14 protein-coding genes are annotated in these 15,997 nt (G+C 66.4%); 13 read left to right on the top strand and 1 reads right to left on the bottom strand.

What is annotated here, in order from left to right:
* Positions 1–36: 36 nt before the first annotated feature.
* Positions 37–1,224, bottom strand: coding sequence for a methionine adenosyltransferase (locus VFB33_17230; protein HZO83440.1), 1,188 nt, complete (start codon positions 1,222–1,224; stop codon positions 37–39).
* 89 nt (positions 1,225–1,313) lie between these two features.
* Here VFB33_17230 and VFB33_17225 point away from each other — a divergent pair, with 89 nt between their 5' ends.
* From VFB33_17225 to VFB33_17165, 13 genes are all read left to right on the top strand, one after another.
* Positions 1,314–2,201 (top strand): MaoC family dehydratase N-terminal domain-containing protein, encoded by an 888-nt coding sequence (locus VFB33_17225; protein HZO83439.1) that lies wholly within the window; start codon positions 1,314–1,316, stop codon positions 2,199–2,201.
* Positions 2,202–2,394: 193 nt separating this feature from the next.
* A complete protein-coding gene (locus VFB33_17220; protein HZO83438.1) occupies positions 2,395–3,123 on the top strand; it encodes a hypothetical protein in 729 nt (242 codons plus the stop codon).
* A 69-nt stretch (positions 3,124–3,192) separates the two neighbouring features.
* Positions 3,193–4,293 (top strand): NAD-dependent epimerase/dehydratase family protein, encoded by a 1,101-nt coding sequence (locus VFB33_17215; GenBank protein ID HZO83437.1) that lies wholly within the window; start codon positions 3,193–3,195, stop codon positions 4,291–4,293.
* A gap of 63 nt (positions 4,294–4,356) precedes the next feature.
* The gene (locus VFB33_17210; protein ID HZO83436.1) at positions 4,357–5,691 is read left to right on the top strand and encodes an MFS transporter; all 1,335 of its coding nucleotides are present in this window, start codon (positions 4,357–4,359) and stop codon (positions 5,689–5,691) included.
* Positions 5,692–6,020: 329 nt separating this feature from the next.
* The gene (pqqB, locus tag VFB33_17205) at positions 6,021–6,935 is read left to right on the top strand and encodes a pyrroloquinoline quinone biosynthesis protein PqqB (protein HZO83435.1); all 915 of its coding nucleotides are present in this window, start codon (positions 6,021–6,023) and stop codon (positions 6,933–6,935) included.
* Positions 6,932–7,630 carry a pyrroloquinoline-quinone synthase PqqC gene (gene pqqC, locus VFB33_17200; GenBank protein ID HZO83434.1) on the top strand — a complete coding sequence of 233 codons (699 nt, stop codon included), beginning with the start codon at positions 6,932–6,934 and terminating at the stop codon, positions 7,628–7,630. The genes pqqB and pqqC overlap by 4 nt, the downstream gene beginning before the upstream one ends.
* A gap of 18 nt (positions 7,631–7,648) precedes the next feature.
* A complete protein-coding gene (gene pqqD, locus VFB33_17195) occupies positions 7,649–7,933 on the top strand; it encodes a pyrroloquinoline quinone biosynthesis peptide chaperone PqqD (protein HZO83433.1) in 285 nt (94 codons plus the stop codon).
* A 10-nt stretch (positions 7,934–7,943) separates the two neighbouring features.
* A complete protein-coding gene (pqqE, locus tag VFB33_17190; GenBank protein HZO83432.1) occupies positions 7,944–9,038 on the top strand; it encodes a pyrroloquinoline quinone biosynthesis protein PqqE in 1,095 nt (364 codons plus the stop codon).
* 12 nt (positions 9,039–9,050) lie between these two features.
* The gene (locus tag VFB33_17185; GenBank protein HZO83431.1) at positions 9,051–10,334 is read left to right on the top strand and encodes a pitrilysin family protein; all 1,284 of its coding nucleotides are present in this window, start codon (positions 9,051–9,053) and stop codon (positions 10,332–10,334) included.
* 11 nt (positions 10,335–10,345) lie between these two features.
* Entirely contained in the window at positions 10,346–11,740 is a 1,395-nt protein-coding gene (locus tag VFB33_17180; GenBank protein HZO83430.1) for a pitrilysin family protein, read from the top strand.
* Between the two features lie 64 nt (positions 11,741–11,804).
* The gene (locus VFB33_17175; protein HZO83429.1) at positions 11,805–13,829 is read left to right on the top strand and encodes a sigma 54-interacting transcriptional regulator; all 2,025 of its coding nucleotides are present in this window, start codon (positions 11,805–11,807) and stop codon (positions 13,827–13,829) included.
* Between the two features lie 507 nt (positions 13,830–14,336).
* Complete coding sequence (locus VFB33_17170) at positions 14,337–15,446, top strand: S-(hydroxymethyl)glutathione dehydrogenase/class III alcohol dehydrogenase (GenBank protein HZO83428.1); 1,110 nt, start codon at positions 14,337–14,339, stop codon at positions 15,444–15,446.
* A gap of 61 nt (positions 15,447–15,507) precedes the next feature.
* Complete coding sequence (locus tag VFB33_17165) at positions 15,508–15,924, top strand: GFA family protein (protein ID HZO83427.1); 417 nt, start codon at positions 15,508–15,510, stop codon at positions 15,922–15,924.
* Positions 15,925–15,997 lie beyond the last annotated feature (73 nt).

The raw sequence follows: 15,997 nt of genomic DNA, 5'->3' as shown, positions 1-15,997 counted from the left end.
GATGGCCAGAATTTTTGATATTGCGGCTGGCAGAGGTCAGAGCACGCGCAGCTCGCCGCGGATCAACCGCTCGGAGAGTCGATCGATGCGCCCGAGGCAGCTTCTGGCGACTCCCTCCGCGCTTCCGCGGAAGCGCGCGCTGAGGCCATGCGCAGTTGCCAGCTCGATCGCGATAAGTTGCGGCTCGGCCACTGGACGCCCGATGGTCGAGAGGATCTGCACCGAGGCCTCCGTGACGCCTTCCACCTCGGCGCAGATGGCGGCGGCGATCTCCGCCGCCAACACGTTGTAGAGCTTGCCGATGTGGGCGACCGGGTTCTTGCCCGCCGCGGCTTCGAGCGACATCCGCCGGTACGGTGTGATCAGGCCGTTGACGCGATTGCCCCTGCCCACCTCGCCGTCGTCGCCGTTCTCCGCACTAAGACCCGTTACCGTCAGGTAGAGCCCGGTTTCATCAGTCGCCTGTGGGTCGTCGAGCATATTGATGTCAATCTCGCAGTCGATGTCGATTGCGTCCGTGAGATAGCGCCGGGCTTTCGACTTGGTCGCGAAATATTCGGACGCGCTGCGGATGGTGCGATCGATGAACGCCAGCGCGACCGTGAAGCGGACATTGCGTCCGGTACGCACTCCCATAAGCTTGAAGTCGTCGCCAGCGGCTGGAAATGCGGCGCGGAACGATGGGGAGCGCAATATCTCCGCCAGCTTGAGGACCGCGCGTTCCAGGTGCGAGAGCGGCGCGTAGCCCGCGCCAAAGCTGGTGTCATTGGCGATCCGCGCCGACGGGCCGCGCGCGAAAATCCGCACCAGGTTCGGGCTGCCAGTCCGAGTCGCCGGTTCGACGACGAATAAACCCGGATCGCAGTGCAGCGCCGCCACGAGATATTCGCGCGCAGCGCCGCGCACGAGTTGCTCCAGGTCGAGGCCGGCGACCGGCGTCGCGCGTCCGCCGATTATCAGCCGCACCGGGGTGTTGACCTCGCCGCCGCCGAAGCGCGGACGGCTCTGCCCGCCGACCAGCAGAGCCTTGTCCACGTTGTGATGCAGCACTTCACCGGCCGCGCGCAGGTAGGCCTGGCTGAGCGCGCGCGAAACCGCCTCGGCAGCGCCGTCACAGATGCTGTCGGGGTGGCCAATGCCCTTGTGCTCGCAGATTTCGAGCTGCGCACGCGAGCGCTCATACGGGGGCATCGAAGTGATGACGAAGCTTACGTCGTCCGGCATGCGATGGCTCGCACCCGCGGGCCGAGATTTCCGAGCAGACCCGCGGGAGTGCCAAATATGCCATTATTCCGCCGTCGAGGAGCAGTGCGATGCCGTGTGATTCTCGCTTGGTAGGAACCACGCTCGGACCGTTCGAATACGAGGTGGACCGGTTCTGGACGATGGCGTATGCGGCGGGGCTGGGCGATGCCAACCCGCGCTATCTCGATTCGCTCAACTGCGGCCCGCTTGTCGCACACCCGGTGTTCCCGGTGGGCCTGGCGCTGCGCGCGATGACGCCGATGGATCGGGTGTTCTTCGAAGCCGGGCTGACCGAGGAGGAATCGATTCGGCGCGTGCATGCCACCCAGGACATGGTCTTTTACCGGTCAATCCGGCCGCCCGCGAAGCTGGTCGTGAGCACGACGCTCGCCGCGATGGAGCGCCGCAGGCCGGGCACCTACGTGGTCACCCGCTACGACATCGCGGAGACCAACGGCGCGGCGGTCGCGACGATTCATTGGGGGCGGATTTTCAGGGGAGTCCAGATGATGGGGCCGGACAGATCAGTCGGCGAAATCCCCCGCGTGCCCGCCCCGGCTACGCGGCCGGGCGCGCCGCGGGCCGAGATGGCGATTCCAATCGCCGCTACCGCCGCGATCGTTTACACCGCCTGCGCACGCCCCGGCCATTCGATCAATTTCCATACCGACACCACGGAAGCGCGGCGCTCGGGATTATCGGCGCCGATCCTGATGGGCGTCGCGACACTTGCAATGTGCGTTTCGCGGATCGTCGATAGCGAGGCGCAGGGCGACCCGGAGCGGGTGACGCGGGTGTACGGGCGCTTCGGCGCGATGGTTTTCATGCCGTCGCAGGTAACGCTGCGGCTACTCGCGCGCGAACGGCAGGACGGCGGCGAAGCAGTGTTCTTTGAGGCGCTGTCCGCGCAGGGCGGGCGCGCAATCCGCGACGGCCTGGTGATGCTGCACGGCTGAAGGCGCGCGCGGCAATTCACGCAAGCGGCGGGCGGTGGATCGGGGCGACGAGCTGCGACTTTGTCATCCGCTGTTCCTCCGTTCGGGCCAGCGCTATTTGCCTGCAGGCGATCGGTGTGGTTGGAAGATTGCGTCGAGCGAGGGCATTCTGGGCGAGTGGAGCACGCCAAACTGCCGAGCGAGGTGGTCAGTCATGGAAACCAAGGTCGATCAGATTGCGGACAAAATCTACCGGCTCTCGACCTTTGTCCCGGGCGTCGCCGGGCCCGCCGGCTTGACCTTCAACCAGTTTCTGGTTGACGCCGATGAGCCGCTGCTTTTCCATTGCGGCCCGCGCAGGATGTTCCCCCTGGTCTCGGCGGCGGTCTCGCGCGTCATCGACCTATCGCGCCTGCGCTGGGTCACCTTCAGCCACGTCGAATCCGACGAGTGCGGCGCGATGAATGAGTGGCTCGCCGCCGCGTCGAATGCGACCGCCGCTCACGGCCGCGTCGGCTGCAACATCTGGCTCAACGACATCGCGCTCCGCCCGCCGCGCGAGCTTCGCGACGGCGAGGTGCTCGATTTGGGCGGGAAGAAGGTGCGCCGCCTCGACACCCCGCATCTCCCGCATTGCTGGGACGCGGGCCTGCTCTTCGAGGAGACCACCGGCACCCTGTTTTGCTCCGACCTGTTCACCCAGGCCGGCGAAGGTGCTGCGCTTACCGAGGGCGACGTTCTGGGCCCCGCACTGGAGCTGGAAAAGGTGCTTCCGTTTACCAGCCTCACGCCGAACACGGCGCCGACCGTGCGCCGGCTGGCGCGGCTTAGGCCGCGCACGCTCGCGATCATGCATGGCCCATCATTCGCGGGCGACGCGGCGGCGATGCTCGAAGGACTCGCACGTTTTTACGAACAGCGGCTGCGGAGCTCGCTCGCCTGATCGTTTGCGCCGCGGCACGCCGTCTGGTACACGCCGACATTCATATTGGCACGGCGCGCACGGAACGAGATGAAAGCACTGGTAGTCGGCGGCACCGGCCCTACGGGGCCATTTCTGGTCAAGGCCCTGCTCGCGCGCAAGTACGCGGTAACGATCCTGCATCGCGGCACCCACGAGGTGCCCGAGATTCCGTCCCAGGTCGAACACATCCACGCCGACCCTCACTTTCGCGATACGCTCGACACAGCACTCAAGGGACGGATTTTTGACCTCGTCGTTGCTACGTACGGGCGCCTGCGCTTCGTCGCCGAGGCTTTGAAAGGCAAGACGGGGCGCTTCATCGGGGTCGGCGGCGTCGCCTGCTATCGCGGCCACTTCCATCCGGAGGCGCTGTTCCCGGTCGGGATGAAAGTTCCAACTGCCGAGAGCGGTCCGCTGGTTGAAAGCGAGCAGGAACAGCGCTTCTCGTGGCTCATCGCCGAAACCGAGCGGGCGGTGCTGCGCGCGCATCCCAACGCCGCGCTCCTACGCTACCCCTACGTGTACGGCCCCTACCAACTCGTGCCGCGCGAATGGTGTGTCATCCGGCGCATCCTCGACGGCCGCCGCTTCATCCTCCTACCCGACGGTGGATTGACCCTGATGACGCATGGCTACGCCGAGAACCTCGCGCACGCGGTGATGCTGGCGGTGGAGCGGCCGCAAGCGTCCGCAGGGCAGATCTACAACTGCGGCGACGAACAGCAGCTCACGCTCGCGCAGATCGTCGAGGTGATAGCGCGCGCGATGGGCCGCGAGCTGGAGATAATCGCAGTGCCCGACGCGGCGGGTTCGGCCGCGCGCGCTCTCACGCTGCAGCATACCTCGCATCATCAACTGATGGACCTCCACAAGATCAGGAGCGAACTGGGCTATCGCGATCCCGTGTCGGTTACCGAGGCGCTCGCGCGCACCGTGCGCTGGTACGTCGAACATCAGCCCGAACGCGGCGGCGACATCGAGCGTCGCCTGCACGATCCGTTCGATTATGTGACCGAGGACAAGCTCGCCGCGATCTGTCGCGACAGCCTGCGCCGGATGGCGGAGCTGGCGGTCCCACCGCCCGAGCGCCACCATCCCTACGCGCATCCGAAGACGCCCGACCAGCCGCGCGACCATCGCGAGCGCTGAGAGCGCGCGCAGATAGCCGCGATGCGCCGCCCTGTGTGATACTGCGCTGCGCGGGGGCGAGCGATGTCGTTGCCTGCATGGCTCAATCGCGACCTGGCGCTGCTCTTCGTAGGCCGCGCGCTGCGCAGCCTGACCCAGAGCTGCCTGACGATCGTGGTGCCGATCTACGTCGCCTTTCTCGGCTTCGGCGCGCTCGACCTGGGCTACTTGTTCACCGCGGCGGCGCTGGCGAGCGCTGCGCTGGCGGCGGCCGTCGGCTTTCTCTCCGACCGCTTCGGCCGGCGCAATCTGCTGATCGCGATGTCGCTTCTCACGACCGCCGCTGGAGTCGCGTTCGCGCTCGCGCACAGCTTCGCGCTGTTGATGCTGGCGGCAGCGATGGGCACGGTCGGTCGCACGGGACCGGCCGGGGCCGGCGCGTCGGTTGGACCGTACTATCCGGCCGAGCAGGCGCTGGTCGCCGAGCATAGCAGCGACCGGGCGCGGACCACGGCCTTCGGCGCGCTGGCTTTCGTCGGAGTTGTCGCGGGAGCCTTCGGCAGCCTGATGGCGGCGTTGCCGATGCTGGCGCGCGTCCACTTCGGAGCGTCGGTATTGGGCGGGTTCAGAGCCGTTTTCTGGATCGTTGCCGTGCTGGGCGTCGTGATGGCGGCGGTAACGATGCCGGTCCACGAAGCCGCGCGCACACAGACGCTCGCCGTGCCGCCCGCGAATACCCGCAACCTGTCGGCTGCGACGTCCGACGCCCCAGGGAGCGGACGCAGGCTGGGACTGTCGCGCGAGTCGTGGTGGTTGGTCCTGCGCTTTGCGGCGATCAACGGAGTCAACGGGCTCGCGGTCGGGATGCTCGGGCCGTTCGTGGTGTACTGGTTCTATCGGCGCTTCGCGGTGAACGCGGCGCAGCTCGGACAGCTCTTTTTCGTGATCAATCTGGCGGCGGGCGTGCCCAACCTGCTCGTCGGGCGTATCAGCCGTCTGCTTGGCGCGGTCAGCACCGTGGTATGGGCGCGCGCAATTTCGGCGGCCTTTTTGCTTGCCACCGTCCTGATGCCGAGCTTCCTCGGTGCCGCGTGCATGTACACGCTGCGCGCGGTCAGCGGCGCGCTGTGGATTCCGGTGCGCCAGTCATATCTGATGGGCCTGATTGAGCCGCGTGAGCGGGCGACCGCGGCCGGCCTGACCAACGTTCCGTTGCAGATTACCTCGCTGGTGAGCCCGTACTTCGCCGGGCTGATGATGGCCACGCTATGGCTGGCAAGTCCGATCGCGCTGGCGGCGATCCTCCAAGGCTCGACCGCCGCAATGTACTGGGGCTTTTTCCGCGCGATTCCGGCTCCCGAGGAGCGACAAGCGCCGGCCGAAGCGCGCACGCCGGGCCGCGGCGAGGCGGGGCGATGAGCGCTCGCAGGGTGAATCGCTCTGGGCTTTGCCGGAGGCTGATTTGACGTTTTGGACAAATTGTGATCAATTTGGGGTCGTGAGGCGGCGAGCCTGCCGCCGTCGTTATTAGCGTCAGGAGGGATTGCGATGGTCTGGAGCAAACCCGAATTTACAGAGCTGCGGTTCGGTTTCGAAGTCACGATGTACATCTGGAACCGTTAGGCTGTGGTGAAGCGCCGAAGCGCGACAGCGTCTCGGCGCTTTCTCACCTACTCGCAGCCCCTCCCGAGTTGTTGCGCGGCGGGGGCGCGAGCTCCGCGCGGATACGCTGCGCGCGAGCGCTTTAAATGACAATCCTGGTTCTCGGCGCCGGCGCGGGCGGCGGGTTTCCCCAATGGAACTGTAACTGCCGCAATTGCCGCGGAGTACGCTCGGGAACCGTACGCGCGAGGCCGCGCACCCAGTCCTCGATCGCCGTCAGCTCCGATTCCGCCAATTGGGCGTTAATCAATGCCTCGCCCGACCTGCTGACGCAGCTCAAGTCTCTGCCGCAGCTCCAGCCGGCGCGCGCGATGCGCGACACCGGGATCCGCGCCGTAATCCTGGTCGACAGCCAGATCGATCACACGCTGGGGTTGGCAATGCTGCGCGAGGGCGCGCGGCTCGAGGTCTATTGCACGGCGAGCGTGCGCGAAGACCTGACGACCGGCAATCCGCTCTTGCGCATGCTCGAGAGCTACTGCGGCGTCACCTGGCACGAAATCCGCCCCGTCGGCGGCGCGCCCTTTGGCGTCCCGGGCGTCGAGGGCGTCGAGTTCACCGCCGTCGCGGTCAAGAGCAAGGCGCCGCCGTATTCGCCCCATCGCGAGACCCCGCAGCCGGGCGACAATATCGCGCTGATGATGGTCAACGCGGTAAGCGGCAGGTCGGTCTTTTACGCGCCAGGACTCGCGGAGATCGAGCCGGAGGTATGGCGGTGCATGAGCCGCGCCGACTGCGTAATGGTTGACGGGACCTTCTGGACCGATGACGAGATGATCCGGCTCGGCGCGGGACGCAAACGCGCGCTCGAGATGGGGCATCTGGCGCAGTCGGGCGAGGACGGAATGCTCTCATGGCTGAAGAAGCTGCCACACGCACGCAAGGTGCTGATCCATATCAACAACACCAACCCGATTCTCGACGAGGATTCCGCGCAGCGGCGCGAACTCGAACGGGCCGGTATCGAGGTCGCCTTTGATGGGATGGAGATCTCGCTGTGAGCGCGCAAGCGGACGACAGGCCGTGGAGCCGGGAGGAATTCGAGCACAAGCTGCGCGCAAAGGAGTCGCGCTACCACATCCACCATCCGTTCCACATCAGGATGAACGAGGGCCAACTGACGCCCGCGCAGATCCGCGGATGGGTCGCCAATCGCTTCTACTACCAGTTCAATATCCCGATGAAGGACGGCGCGATCCTCTCCAACTGTCCCGACCGCGAGGTGCGCCGCCTGTGGATCCAGCGCATCCTCGACCAGGACGGCACGGTCGACGAGGAGGGCGGTATCGAGGCCTGGATCCGGCTCGGCGAGGCGTGCGGCATCGAGCGCACTGAGTTGACTTCGCTGCGCCTGGTGCTGCCCGCGGTGCGCTTCGCGGTTGACGCCTACGTCAACTTCGCGCGCACCCGCCCGTGGCAGGAAGCGGTCTGCTCGTCGCTGACCGAGATGTTTGCTCCGCAGGCCCATCGCGATCGCCTGGCGACCTGGCCCCGGCATTATCCGTGGATCAAGCCCGAGGGCTTGGAGTATTTCCGCTCGCGGCTTTCCCAGGCCCGGCGCGACGTCGAGCACGGGCTCGCGGTCACGCTCGACTATTTCAAAACCCGCGCGCAGCAGGAGCGGGCGCTGGAGATCCTTCAGTTCAAGCTCGACGTGCTGTGGGCGCTGCTCGACGCGGTCCAGGCGGCGTATTAGGCAAGGCGGGCTTCGACGATGGCTGTGAGACTTGTGTCCGCGGACGTTCCGGTGATTCCGGCGCGCTGCCGGCTCCAGTGGGAGGCGGCGCAGCAGGCGTATGTGATATTGTATCCCGAGGGGATGGTGAAGCTGTCGGCGAGCGCGGGCGAGATCATGAAACGGATTGACGGCCGCGCGTCGATTGCCGAGGTCATCCGGAGCCTCGAGCAGGCGTTTCCCGGCGCCGACTTGCGCGCCGACGTGATCGAATTTCTCAATGCCGCCTATGCAAGAGGATGGATCGAAGTCCCGGGCAGGTAGTCCGCTGTGGTTGCTCGCGGAGCTCACCTACCGCTGTCCCCTGCACTGCGTATTCTGCTCCAACCCGGTCGACTACATCCGCCACGGCGCCGAACTGCCGACCGCGGCGTGGCTCAAGGTCTTGCGCGAGGCGCGCGAACTGGGCGCGGTGCAGTTGGGATTCTCAGGCGGCGAGCCGCTTACGCGCGAGGATCTCGAAACCCTGGTTGGCCAGGCGCATACGCTCGGCTACTACACCAACCTCATAACTTCCGGCGTGGGCCTCGACGAAGGCCGGATCGCGCGGCTGCGCGAGGCCGGCCTCGACCATATCCAGCTCAGCTTCCAGGACTCGACCCGCGAGCTCAATGATTTCCTCAGCCACACGCGCACTTTCGACCTCAAGCTGAACCTGGCGCGGCTCATCAAGCGGCACGGCTACCCGATGGTGCTCAACGTCGTACTCCATCGCCAGAACCTCGATCACATTGAACAGATTCTCGACATGGCCGAACGGCTGGGCGTGGAGTATCTCGAACTTGCGAATACCCAGTACTACGGATGGGCGTTTCTCAATCGGCACCATCTGCTGCCGACGCGCGAACAGCTTCGGCGTGCCGAGGAGGCGACGCGCCGCTTCCGCGAGCGCGCGGGCTCGTCGGTCAAGGTGTATTTCGTGGTGCCCGACTACTTCGAGCGCCGACCCAAGCCGTGCATGAACGGATGGGGCTCGGTATTCATGGTGGTGACGGCCGACGGTATCGCCCTGCCGTGCCATCAGGCGCGCATGCTGCCCGGCTTCGAGTTTCCGCGCGTGGCCGAACATGACATGCGCTGGATCTGGTACGAGTCGCCCGCCTTCAACCGCTTTCGCGGCTTCGACTGGATGCGCGAACCGTGCCGCACCTGCGCCGAGCGTTTCAAGGACTTCGGCGGCTGCCGCTGCCAGGCTTTCCTGCTGACGGGAGATCCGGCCGATACCGATCCGGTGTGCGATCTCTCGCCGGAGCACTACCGCGTCGCTGAGGCGGTGGAGCGCGCGCAGGGCCACTCGGGCGGCGCGACGGCGGAGAGGCCGCTGACGTTCCGCGACGACCGCAACTCGCGCGAGTTGAGCTCGCGCTGAGCCACGTTTCGCATGGCACCGATCGATTGGAAAGCCGCGTGCGTTCCCGCGCGCGCGGCGCGGCTTTCCAACGGCCTTGCCGTCGTCACCCATCGCGATGCGCGCTCGCCGCTCGTCGCCATCCATGTTGCTTACCGCGCGGGTTCGCGCGAGGAACCCGAATCCCGTGCCGGCCTCGCCCATCTGTGCGAGCACCTGATGTTCACGGGCACGTCCGCCGCTCCCGGTTCGTACTTCGCGCCGTTCGAGCGGATCGGCGCGACTTGGATGAATGCGTACGTGAGGGAGGATTACAGCGCGTATTTTGCGACCGTGCCCGCATGGGCCTTGGAATTCGCGCTGCGGATGGAGGCCGACCGGATGGGACATCTGGCCGCCGCGCTCGACGATGAGAAGATCGCGCGCCAGCGCGAGGTCGTCCGCAACGAGCTGCGCCAGCGTGCCGGCGATCGCTACGGGCGCGTGCCCGCGGCAATCGCCAGCCTGGCGCATCGCCCAGGCCATCCCTACGCGCATCCGCCCGATGGCGTTCTGGAACAACTCGACAACATTTCCACGGACGACGTGCGTAATTGGATCGAGACGCGCCATTGCGCGGGCAACGCCGCGGTCGTGATCGCCGGCGCCGTCGAGCCGGGCTCCGCGATCGATCTGGTGCGGCGCCATTTCGAATCGCTTCCCGGCGGAAGCGGATTGGTTGATCGCGCCGATGGCGCGAACCCTGCGATCGAAGGCAGCCGGCGGCGAACAATAATTGAGCAAGGCGGGCAAAGTCGCCTGTATCTGGCTTGGAACGGGCCGCGCTTCGCTTCGTCCGACCTGGCTGCGTACCAGCTCGCATGCGAGGTGTTCGCCAGCGGCAAGGCATCGCGTCTGTGGCGCGCTCTTGAGAGGCAGCGGCTTGCTGTCGATGTGACGTTCGAGACGCGGCCGCGCGAGTTCGGATCGCAGGCAGTGCTTGCGACAACCGCGCGCGCGGGCGTTCCGCTAGCCGCTATCGAAGCGGCGGCGGAGCGAGCGCTGGAGGAATTTGCTCGGGACGGCGCGGATCCTGCCGAGGTCGACGCGGCGCGGCTGCGAATCTTCGCCCGGCTCGTTCGCGGTCTCGAGCGCGTCGGCGGGCCGGAGAGCAAGTCTGACGTGCTCGGCCTTGCTGCGATGCTTGTTGGAGAACCCCAGGCCTTTGATGCGTGGATCACCGCCTTCGCCGCAGCCGAGCCTGAAGCGGTCGCCGCCGCGGCGCGCAGGTGGCTCGGCCGCAACCGCGCCGTAGTCGAGCTGCGCGGGGCGGCGTAGAGAAAAACGGCATGATGCGCCCCGCTATCGTTCCGCCGCCGGTGCCCGATTCGCCTTGGTCGTGGTTGGCCGCGCCGAAGGACTTCGTGCTCGACAATGGCTTGCACGTAATCGCCGCCGAGCGCAGCGCTTCGCTTCTGGTCGAGTTGAGATTCATCCTGGCGCGGGGTTTTGCGGGGGAGACGCGCGAGCGTGTCGGTCTTGCCGGACTCGCGACGGCGATGTTCGCCGAAGGAGCGCTGCGCGTCGGCGGCGCACGGCTCGACGCCATGCAGGAGTCGCTCGGGGCCTCGTTCGGCGGCCGCGTGTTTGCCGACGGCGCCTTGATTGAGGTGTCGGCACTGGCCGCCAATGTCACCGAAGTGCTCTCGCTATGCGCCGCGCTGCTCGCCAATCCGGAATTTGACGACGATGACCTCGAGCGGGTGCGCGAGAAGCGTCTCGCGTTGATCGCGTATGAGCGCCAGAGTCCGCTGGGGCTCGCGACGCGTCTGTTGCCTCCTGCGCTGTACGGAGAAGGACATCCATATGCGCGTCCCATGAGCGGCTCGGGCAACGCTCAAAGTGTCGGCGCGCTTACGGCAAACGAGGTACGCGAGTATTACGCCGCCAACCTGCGGCCGGAGCGCGTCACGATGGTGATGGCGGGGCCGCTGCGTCCGCTGGATGCAGCGCCGCTGCTCGAGCGTACGCTGGGCCGATGGCGGGTGGCCATGCCTGCCGCGGACGATCGACCACCAACAAAGGCGGCGGATTCGAAATTCAGCCGCGTGCCGGAAAGCGTTGTGCTCGTTGATCGCCCGCGGATGGAGCAGGCGGCGATCGTGATGGGTTTGCCAACGGTGGCGCGCGCCTGCACTGCGGCGGAGGCGTTGATGGTCGCCGACGCGGTGGTCGCCGGAACCTTTGCCTCGCGGCTCAACCTGAAACTGCGCGAGGAGCGCGGATGGACCTACGGCGTGCGCTCGGCGCTGATTGACGCGCGGGAATGTGGAACGTGGTTGATCAGCAGCTTCGTGCGTCGCGACCGCGCCGCGGCCGCGATGGCCGAGATCGCGGCCGAAGTCGGCGATATCGCGGGCCCACGGCCGTGTTCGGAGGAGGAGTTGCGGCACGCGGTTGATTACCTCGTCGCACGGACGCCGGGCACGTATGAGAGCTGCGCGCAGATCGCCGACTTGCTCGCGCGCGACACGGTCTGCGGCCTTCCTATGGATTATCGGCGCCAGCTCAACCGCCGTTTGCGCGGGCTTGGACCCGACGCGATCACCGAAGCCTGCCGACAGATTCGCGCGCAGGCGGTGCCGCGCTGGGTGATTGTCGCCGACGCGGCAGACGCCGCACGCCAGTTGCGCGAGGCCGGTATCACCACAAACGCCGCGCTTGCAGCCGACGCATTGCCGTGAGCGGCCCACTCCTCGGCTTGACGCCGGCGCGTACTTCTTCTATTCGACGGGCAGGGGGCAGCCTGTGGACTTCAAGGCCACCGCACTGCCGGAGGCATCGCTGCTCTCCGGCGACCCCGCCGAGCTGTACTCAGGGCTCCGAGGCGCATGGGAGAAATTCATCAGCAACGGCGGCTCGGACCGCGGCTATGGAGTGCGCCGCGACATTCTCGAGAGCTGGCGCCAGTGTTTACGGGCGCATCTTGACCCGCACGCGCGCCGGGCGCCGCGCGGCCTCGAGCCCGACCAGATAGCGCAGCTCTTCGAACACGACGACTTTGCGATTGCCGGCCGCCAGGTGCTGGGCGATTTTGCTCACGTGGTCGAGGCGAGCGGCCACGTGATCGTGCTGGCGGACGCGCAGGGGCGTATTTTCCTTGAAATCGGCAATCCCAAAACCATGCTCGGCTTGGAAGAAGTCAACCTCTCGCCGGGCGGGCTTTGGTGCGAGCGCGCGGTCGGGCCCAACGGTATCGGTAGCGCGCTCCTGCGCGGGCGTCCCTGTTACGTGTTCGGACCGGAGCATTTTTGCGAGGGCTGGCATCCGTGGGTCTGCTACGGCAGCCCGGTGCGGGATCCGGTGAGCGGGCGCGCGCTGGGCGCGGTCGATATCTCGGGGCCCGCGCTCCAGCTCGATCGCTCGGCCTTCAACTTCACGCTCTCGCTCGCGCGCTCGATCGAACGCGCGCTCGCCAACGTCGCGCTCGAGCGGCGCCATGCGCTGCTCGAGGAGTTCCTGCGCGCGATCCGGCGCTGGCCCGGAGAGGGGATCGTTGCCGTGGACGAGGAGGGCCGGATCGTGCACTTCAGTACCGAGGCGGCGCGGCTGGCCGGCGGCCAAGACGGAGCGCGGGGCGGCGAGTGGATCAATCGGCCGCTCGAAGCGCTGCTCGCGAGGCTCGGGGTAAAGGCCGACCTTGGCGTGCTGCGCCACGAGCCGGGTCAGTGGGAAAGCGAAGAGATGGCGCTGCACTACTGGCCGGTGATCGCGCGCGAGCGGATGCTCGGAGCGTTGCTGGTCATGCGTCCGGCCGACGCGCGTCCGCGCGCCGCGCAGCGCTACGAATTGCAGGCGCCGGGGCGCGAACCAGCGCGCCTGGCCCGCTTCGATGACGTCCTCGGCACCAGCAGCGCCATCCGCCAGGCGGTGCGCGCCGCGCAATCCGCGGCCCGCAGCGAGCGTACCGTCCTGCTGACCGGCGAAACCGGCACCGGCAAGGAGCTCTTCGCCCAGGCGATCCACGACGCGAGCGCCCGCGCAGGCGGGCCTTTCGTCGCCGTCAACTGCGCCGCTTTGCCCGGCGAGCTGGTCGAGAGCGAGCTGTTCGGCTACGCTCCGGGCGCGTTCACCGGCGCGCGGCGCGAAGGCGGGCGGGGCAAGTTCGAGCAGGCGCAGGGCGGAACGATCTTCCTGGACGAAATCGCCCTGATGCCGGTCGACCTGCAGGCCAAGCTGCTGCGGGTGGTCGAGACCCGCACCTTGACCAAGCTCGGCGGCGCGCTGCCGCAGCCGCTCGACGTGCGGATTATCGCGGCTTCCAACGAGGACCTCCGCGCCCTGGCGGCGCGGGGGAAATTCCGCCTCGACCTTTACTATCGCCTCGACGTGTTGCAGGTGCGGTGCCCGCCGCTGCGCGAGCGCGACGAGGACGTCGTCCTGCTGGCCAAGGCCTTTCTCGCCCGCGAGTGCGGCGCCAGCGGACGCGCCGCGCTAACGCTCTCGCCCGAGGTCGAGTCCGCCCTGCGCGCCTATTCATGGCCGGGCAACGTGCGCGAGCTGCAGAACCTGTGTGCGCGCTGGGCCGAGGCGTGCCTGGGCGCGCTGGTCCGCCTGGACGATCTGCCGGGCGAGATGCGCGGCGCGCCTGGAGCGCTTGACCTCGGCGGCAGCCATCGGGGGGCCGAGCGCTCGCTGCGGGCGATGGAGGATCAGATGATTTTGACCGCGATGGAGGAATGCGGAAACAATATCAGCGCGGCGGCGCGCCGGCTTGGAGTCTCGCGCACGACGCTGTATCAGAAGCTGCGCCGCATCGGACACGCGACCTGACTATTGGCCCGGCCTGGATGTGGAATATTGGCCGACCGAGTTAACGAGCGTGCGGACACGAATAGCTTGTTAAGAGTTTGAACGCTGTCAATTTTCACTAACTGTCCAGAAAGCGGACAGCCTGATAGACCGATCCAATATAGCGCTAATGCGTGTGTCTGAACGACTCATGGCTACAGATTCCAGTGATGCCTGCCGGGTACGTCGTTTGCAAGTGGCGATGCCGGCTTATCGCGGCGCTGCGCACCGGGCGCCGCTGTTGGAGGAATACCAAGATGGCATGGACAAAGCCGACGTTCGAGGATCTCCGTTACGGCTTCGAGGTCACGATGTATATCTCTACTCGCTGAAACCGCTCAGCGTCGGCGCTCGCGGGCCTGGGGAGACGCGTGCCGCCGAATACACTCGACGACGTCGCCGCCAAAGATGCCGTGGCGCGGCGACCCATGAGCGCGCTCGGACCCGCGGCGGGCGCACACAACTCCCCTGCGAATTGGACGGACGGCCATGAAAGTCAAAGCCGCTGTGGCTTTCAAAGCGGGCGAACCGCTCAAGCTCGAGACGGTTGACCTCGCTGCGCCCAAAGACAACGAGGTCCTGATCGAGCTCAAGGCGACCGGCGTCTGCCATACCGACGCCTATACTCTGTCGGGCGCGGATCCCGAGGGCCTGTTCCCGTGCATCCTGGGCCATGAGGGCGCCGGTGTGGTGGTCGAAGCTGGGAAGGCGGTGACCTCGGTCAAGAAGGGCGACCATGTAATTCCGCTTTACATTCCCGAGTGCCGCCAGTGTCCGTCATGCCTGTCGGGCAAGACCAATTTGTGCACCGCGATTCGTGATACGCAGGGGCGCGGCTTGATGCCGGACGGCACCAGCCGCTTCTCGCTCGGCAACCAGACGCTGCTGCACTACATGGGGACCTCGACCTTTTCGAATTATACGGTCGTTCCCGAAATTGCAGTGACCAAGGTTCGCGAGGACGCTCCGTTTGACAAAATCTGCTACATCGGCTGCGGCGTGAGTACCGGGCTGGGCGCCGTAATCAACACCGCAAAGGTCCAGGTGGGCGACCGGGTAGTAGTTTTCGGTCTCGGCGGAATCGGCCTCAACGTCATCCAGGGCGCACGCATGGTCGGCGCCGAGATGATCGTCGGCGTCGATATCAATCCGGCGCGGCGCGCGGTCGCCGAGAAGTTCGGAATGACGCATTTCGTCAATCCTAAGGAGGTCGGTGGCGACCTGGTCAAATATCTCGTCGACCTTACCGGCGGCGGGGCCGATTTCAGCTTCGAGTGCGTCGGCAATGTTACGCTGATGCGGCAGGCGCTGGAGTGCTGTCGGCGCGGGTGGGGCACCAGTGTGATAATCGGGGTCGCCGGGGCCGGGCAGGAAATCGCGACCCGGCCGTTCCAGCTCGTCACCGGCCGCACTTGGAAGGGGACAGCGTTCGGCGGATGGCACAGCCGGCGCGACGTGCCGAGGATCGTCGAGTGGTACATGCAGGGCAAAATCAATATCGACGATCTGATCACCCATACCATGCCGCTGAGCGAGATCAACAAGGCTTTCGAGCTGATGCATCAGGGCGCCTCGATTCGGAGCGTGATCAAGTACTGAGGGTCGACAACTCGAGCCGGCAACGAATCGGCCGCTCGACGGCCGCGAGGAGGGTTGAATCATGGCGGATTTCAAGCTCACCGGCGGATGCCACTGCGGCAACGTGCGCTACACCATCTCCGCGCCTGCGGTCGACACCCATCACTGCCACTGCTCGATCTGCCGTAAGATCCACGGTGCTATTTTCGTTACGCTCTCGATCTTTCCCCGTTCGGCCTTCAAGTTCGACAAGCAGGAAGGGCTGAGCACCTACAGCACTTCCGCCAAGGTGCATCGCCACTTCTGTCAGAAATGCGGTTGCCCGGTGACGCTCGACCTCGACGACCATCCGGACCTTATCGCGGTCGCCACCGGCACCATCGACGAGGGCGCCTTCCCGGGCCATCCCGCGAATACCTACCGGCACGCTTTCGTCACCTCGAAGGTTCCGTGGTACGAGATCAAAGACGATCTGCCGCAAAAGGAAGGGTTCAATTAGCCCCAGGGCCTCAGGCTGTATAGGACACCCGGCGAGTAGGGCATGACCGACTGACTGGATCAGGGAGGGGACC

Source organism: Candidatus Binataceae bacterium (assembly GCA_035650475.1).
In the GTDB taxonomy this organism is placed as follows: domain Bacteria; phylum Desulfobacterota; class Binatia; order Binatales; family Binataceae; genus JAKAVN01.
Note: the sequence above shows the minus strand (reverse complement) of the source record. Positions and strands in the feature narration are given on the sequence as shown.

What these genes read in the sequence shown, in the direction of transcription:
- VFB33_17215 (HZO83437.1), top strand. Translation starts at nt 3,193, where the DNA reads ATGAAAGCACTGGTAGTCGGCGGCACCGGCCCTACGGGGCCATTTCTG.
- VFB33_17170 (HZO83428.1), top strand. Translation starts at nt 14,337, where the DNA reads ATGAAAGTCAAAGCCGCTGTGGCTTTCAAAGCGGGCGAACCGCTCAAG.
- pqqB (HZO83435.1), top strand. Translation starts at nt 6,021, where the DNA reads ATGACAATCCTGGTTCTCGGCGCCGGCGCGGGCGGCGGGTTTCCCCAA.
- VFB33_17165 (HZO83427.1), top strand. Translation starts at nt 15,508, where the DNA reads ATGGCGGATTTCAAGCTCACCGGCGGATGCCACTGCGGCAACGTGCGC.
- VFB33_17220 (HZO83438.1), top strand. Translation starts at nt 2,395, where the DNA reads ATGGAAACCAAGGTCGATCAGATTGCGGACAAAATCTACCGGCTCTCG.
- VFB33_17180 (HZO83430.1), top strand. Translation starts at nt 10,346, where the DNA reads ATGATGCGCCCCGCTATCGTTCCGCCGCCGGTGCCCGATTCGCCTTGG.
- VFB33_17185 (HZO83431.1), top strand. Translation starts at nt 9,051, where the DNA reads ATGGCACCGATCGATTGGAAAGCCGCGTGCGTTCCCGCGCGCGCGGCG.
- VFB33_17210 (HZO83436.1), top strand. Translation starts at nt 4,357, where the DNA reads ATGTCGTTGCCTGCATGGCTCAATCGCGACCTGGCGCTGCTCTTCGTA.
- VFB33_17225 (HZO83439.1), top strand. Translation starts at nt 1,314, where the DNA reads ATGCCGTGTGATTCTCGCTTGGTAGGAACCACGCTCGGACCGTTCGAA.
- VFB33_17230 (HZO83440.1), bottom strand. Translation starts at nt 1,224, where the DNA reads ATGCCGGACGACGTAAGCTTCGTCATCACTTCGATGCCCCCGTATGAG.
- pqqD (HZO83433.1), top strand. Translation starts at nt 7,649, where the DNA reads ATGGCTGTGAGACTTGTGTCCGCGGACGTTCCGGTGATTCCGGCGCGC.